The following is a 3731-nucleotide window of genomic DNA, read 5'->3' as shown; positions in this document are numbered from 1 at the left end:
TGTATTTACAATTACTGGTCGTGGAACTGTTGCTACAGGTCGTATCGAAACAGGTATTGCTAATACAGGAGATCCAGTTGAAATCATTGGTATGGGAGCTGAAAAATTGACTTCTACTATCACTGGAGTTGAGATGTTCCGTAAAATCCTTGATAGAGGTGAAGCTGGAGATAACGTAGGTTTATTGTTAAGAGGTGTTGATAAAGAATCTATCAAAAGAGGAATGGTTATCATTAAGCCAGGATCTGTTAAGCCACACGCAACTTTCAAAGCTGAGGTTTATATCTTGAAAAAAGAAGAAGGTGGACGTCACACTCCATTCCATAACAACTACCGTCCACAGTTCTACGTACGTACAACTGACGTAACAGGAGTTATTACTTTGCCAGAAGGTGTAGAGATGGTAATGCCAGGAGATAACTTAACTATCAATGTATCTTTGTTAAGCCCAATCGCAATGAGCGTTGGTTTACGTTTCGCTATCCGTGAAGGTGGTAGAACAGTAGGAGCTGGACAAGTTACTGAGATTGTAGGTTAATCTACAAATAATAAATTCAAAAACAATGTCGTTAAACGACGACATTGTTTTTTATTCTACGGGCGTAGTTCAAGGGTAGAATAGCGGTCTCCAAAACCGTTGATGGGGGTTCGAATCCCTCCGCCCGTGCAAAAAATATATCACAATGACAAAAGTTGTAAATTACATATCAGAAGCATTTGAAGAATTGAAATCAAATGTAACTTGGCCAGAATGGTCTGAGGTACAACGTCTCACGATTGTTGTGGCTGTTTTTTCTGTTTTATTTGCCTTGGGAACATGGGGAGTTGATGAAATTTTCGCAAAAGCTTTAGCAGGATTTTTTAACTGGATAAAAGCTTAATTTTTTTTGTTATGGCAGATGTGAATGTTAAAAAATGGTATGTCGTTAGAGCGGTAAGTGGCCAAGAAAATAAAGTTAAAGCTTATATTGAGACTGAAATTGCAAGATTGGAAATGACTGATTATGTTTCTCAAGTTCTAGTTCCTACTGAAAAAGTAGTAACTGTTAAAGAAGGGAAAAAATTAGTTAAAGATAAAGTTTACTTTCCTGGCTATGTCATGATAGAAGCGAATCTTGTTGGAGAAATACCTCATATCATAAAATCAATTACTAGCGTTATTGGTTTTTTAGGTGAGATTAAAGGTGGTGAGCCTGTTCCTTTAAGAATGTCTGAGGTTAACAGAATGTTAGGTAAGGTCGATGAGCTTGCTGTAAATACTGACACTAGATCTATTCCTTTCAATGTTGGAGAAACAATTAAAGTAATTGATGGTCCATTTAATGGTTTTAATGGTTCAGTTGAAAAAATAAATGAAGAAAAGCGTAAACTAGAAGTAATGGTTAAAATTTTCGGTAGAAAAACCCCATTAGAACTTAGTTTTATGCAAGTTGAAAAAGTATAATTTTTGTTACATCTATAATATCCACTGTAATCGCTTCCAATGATTATGGTGTTAAATTTTTTAAAAAATGGCTAAAGAAATTAGTAAGGTAGTTAAACTACAAGTTAAGGGAGGTGCTGCGAATCCGTCGCCACCGGTTGGACCTGCTTTAGGAGCTGCTGGGGTTAATATCATGGAGTTCTGTAAGCAGTTTAATGCTAGAACACAAGATAAACCTGGCAAAATATGCCCAGTACAAATTACTGTGTATAAAGACAAATCATTTGATTTTGTTGTAAAAACTCCTCCAGCTGCCGTTCAATTATTGGAGGCTGCAAAGCTAAAGTCTGGATCAGGTGAACCAAATCGTAAAAAAGTAGCAAGTGTTACTTGGGATGTTATCAAAGCGATAGCTGAAGATAAAATGGTAGATTTAAATGCATTCACAATCGAATCTGCTATGAGCATGATCGCTGGAACTGCTAGATCTATGGGTATAACTGTATCAGGAGATGCTCCTTTTTAATTAAGAGAAAGAAATGGCAAAATTAACAAAAAAGCAAAAAGAGGCTGCTTCTAAAATTGAGAAGAACAAACTATACTCTTTGAAAGATGCTGCTGCATTAATCAAAGTTATAGCTTCTGCAAAATTTGATGAGTCTGTTGATATCGCAGTTCGTTTGGGTGTAGATCCAAGAAAAGCGAATCAAATGGTAAGAGGTGTTGTTACATTACCTCACGGTACTGGTAAAGATGTAAAAGTTTTAGCATTAGTTACTCCAGATAAAGAAGCTGAGGCTTTAGCAGCTGGTGCTGATTATGTAGGTCTTGATGACTATTTACAAAAAATCAAAGATGGTTGGACAGATGTTGATGTAATTATCACGATGCCAGCTGTTATGGGTAAATTAGGTCCTTTAGGTCGTATATTAGGACCAAGAGGTTTAATGCCAAACCCTAAAACAGGTACAGTAACTATGGATGTTGCTAAAGCTGTTCAAGAGGTTAAAGCTGGTAAAATTGACTTTAAAGTTGATAAAACTGGAATTGTTCATGCTGGAATTGGTAAAGTTTCTTTTGGAGCTGAGCAAATCTATGACAATGCACACGAAATTATTCAAACATTAATTAAACTTAAGCCAACTGCTGCTAAAGGTACGTACATTAAAGGTATACACCTTACAAGCACAATGAGTCCTGCTATTGCATTGGATCCTAAAGCAGTATAATTGGTAGTTAATAACTTTTAGTATGACTAGAGAAGAAAAATCAATCGCGATTGAAAATTTAACTGCACAGTTAGCTGGTACAAATATTATATATGTATCTGATATTTCAGGACTTAACGCAGAAACTACTTCAAGTTTAAGAAGAGCTTGTTTTAAAGCAGGTATAAAATTAGAGGTTGTAAAAAACACTTTGCTTGCAAAAGCAATGGAAGCTTCTGATAATGATTATGGTGATTTACCTTCAGTATTGAGTGGTAATAGCGCTATCTTTATTTCAGATGTGGCTAATGCTCCAGGAAAAATCATTAAAGATTTTAGAAAAAAATCAGCTAAGCCTATTTTAAAAGGTGCTTACATTAACTCTGAAATCTATTTAGGTGACGATCAATTAGATGCATTAGCAACTATCAAATCTAAAGAAGAGCTTATTGGTGAAATCATTGGATTATTACAATCACCTGCACAGAGAGTTATTTCTGCTTTACAAAACCAATTCGCTGGTAGCGAAGAAGTCTCTGAAGAAGTTGAAGCTTAATAATTTTAGATTTTATCTAATATTATTTGAATTACGCGCACAATAAATAAATTATATTTTACAAATCATTTTAAAACGATAAAAAAATGGCAGATTTGAAACAATTCGCAGAACAATTAGTTAACCTTACAGTTAAAGAAGTTAACGAATTAGCAACAATATTAAAAGATGAGTACGGAATCGAACCAGCTGCTGCAGCTGTAGTAGTTTCAGGTGGTGGTGAAGCTGCTGCTGAAGATGTTCAAACTGAATTTACAGTTGTATTGAAAGAGGCTGGTGCTTCTAAATTAGCAGTTGTAAAATTAGTTAAAGAACTTACAGGTTTAGGTTTGAAAGAAGCTAAAGATGTAGTTGATAGCGCTCCAAGTAACGTTAAAGAAGGTGTAACTAAAGAAGAGGCTGAAGGTCTTAAAAAATCTTTAGAAGAAGCTGGAGCTGTTGTTGAGCTTAAATAATTAAACTCCGTTTAATGAATACGGTTTAGGTCATGGGTTTAATCACCTTTTGACCTAAACCATTTTTTCGTATAATTAAAATCTAGTGT

The 3731-nt window shown here is 35.1% G+C and carries 7 protein-coding genes and 1 tRNA gene; all 8 read left to right on the top strand.

The genetic code is table 11. The features are described from left to right. On the top strand, nucleotides 1–538 hold a 538-nt coding region (locus FPG59_RS14700; RefSeq protein ID WP_254906717.1), incomplete at its 5' end, for an EF-Tu/IF-2/RF-3 family GTPase. Between the two features lie 58 nt (nucleotides 539–596). Beyond that, a tRNA-Trp gene (locus FPG59_RS14695) sits at nucleotides 597–667 on the top strand. A gap of 16 nt (nucleotides 668–683) precedes the next feature. Beyond that, nucleotides 684–881, top strand: a complete 198-nt coding sequence (gene secE / locus FPG59_RS14690) for a preprotein translocase subunit SecE (protein WP_086455318.1) — start codon at nucleotides 684–686, stop codon at nucleotides 879–881. Nucleotides 882–892: 11 nt separating this feature from the next. Beyond that, a complete protein-coding gene (nusG, locus tag FPG59_RS14685) occupies nucleotides 893–1444 on the top strand; it encodes a transcription termination/antitermination protein NusG (RefSeq protein ID WP_086455317.1) in 552 nt (183 codons plus the stop codon). 67 nt (nucleotides 1445–1511) lie between these two features. Next, a complete protein-coding gene (gene rplK, locus FPG59_RS14680) occupies nucleotides 1512–1949 on the top strand; it encodes a 50S ribosomal protein L11 (protein ID WP_007807442.1) in 438 nt (145 codons plus the stop codon). Nucleotides 1950–1962: 13 nt separating this feature from the next. Then, nucleotides 1963–2652 (top strand): 50S ribosomal protein L1, encoded by a 690-nt coding sequence (rplA, locus tag FPG59_RS14675; protein WP_039111376.1) that lies wholly within the window; start codon nucleotides 1963–1965, stop codon nucleotides 2650–2652. Nucleotides 2653–2674: 22 nt separating this feature from the next. Then, nucleotides 2675–3187 carry a 50S ribosomal protein L10 gene (gene rplJ, locus FPG59_RS14670; protein ID WP_086455316.1) on the top strand — a complete coding sequence of 171 codons (513 nt, stop codon included), beginning with the start codon at nucleotides 2675–2677 and terminating at the stop codon, nucleotides 3185–3187. An 86-nt stretch (nucleotides 3188–3273) separates the two neighbouring features. Further along, complete coding sequence (gene rplL, locus FPG59_RS14665; RefSeq protein WP_086455315.1) at nucleotides 3274–3642, top strand: 50S ribosomal protein L7/L12; 369 nt, start codon at nucleotides 3274–3276, stop codon at nucleotides 3640–3642. Nucleotides 3643–3731 lie beyond the last annotated feature (89 nt).

The organism is Flavobacterium sp. FPG59 (assembly GCF_002150205.1).
GTDB lineage: Bacteria > Bacteroidota > Bacteroidia > Flavobacteriales > Flavobacteriaceae > Flavobacterium.
Note: the sequence above shows the minus strand (reverse complement) of the source record. Positions and strands in the feature narration are given on the sequence as shown.

Excerpts from the sequence above, each read along its gene's own strand:
- secE (WP_086455318.1), top strand. The coding sequence starts at position 684 with ATGACAAAAGTTGTAAATTACATATCAGAAGCATTTGAAGAATTGAAA.
- nusG (WP_086455317.1), top strand. The coding sequence starts at position 893 with ATGGCAGATGTGAATGTTAAAAAATGGTATGTCGTTAGAGCGGTAAGT.
- rplK (WP_007807442.1), top strand. The coding sequence starts at position 1,512 with ATGGCTAAAGAAATTAGTAAGGTAGTTAAACTACAAGTTAAGGGAGGT.
- rplA (WP_039111376.1), top strand. The coding sequence starts at position 1,963 with ATGGCAAAATTAACAAAAAAGCAAAAAGAGGCTGCTTCTAAAATTGAG.
- rplJ (WP_086455316.1), top strand. The coding sequence starts at position 2,675 with ATGACTAGAGAAGAAAAATCAATCGCGATTGAAAATTTAACTGCACAG.
- rplL (WP_086455315.1), top strand. The coding sequence starts at position 3,274 with ATGGCAGATTTGAAACAATTCGCAGAACAATTAGTTAACCTTACAGTT.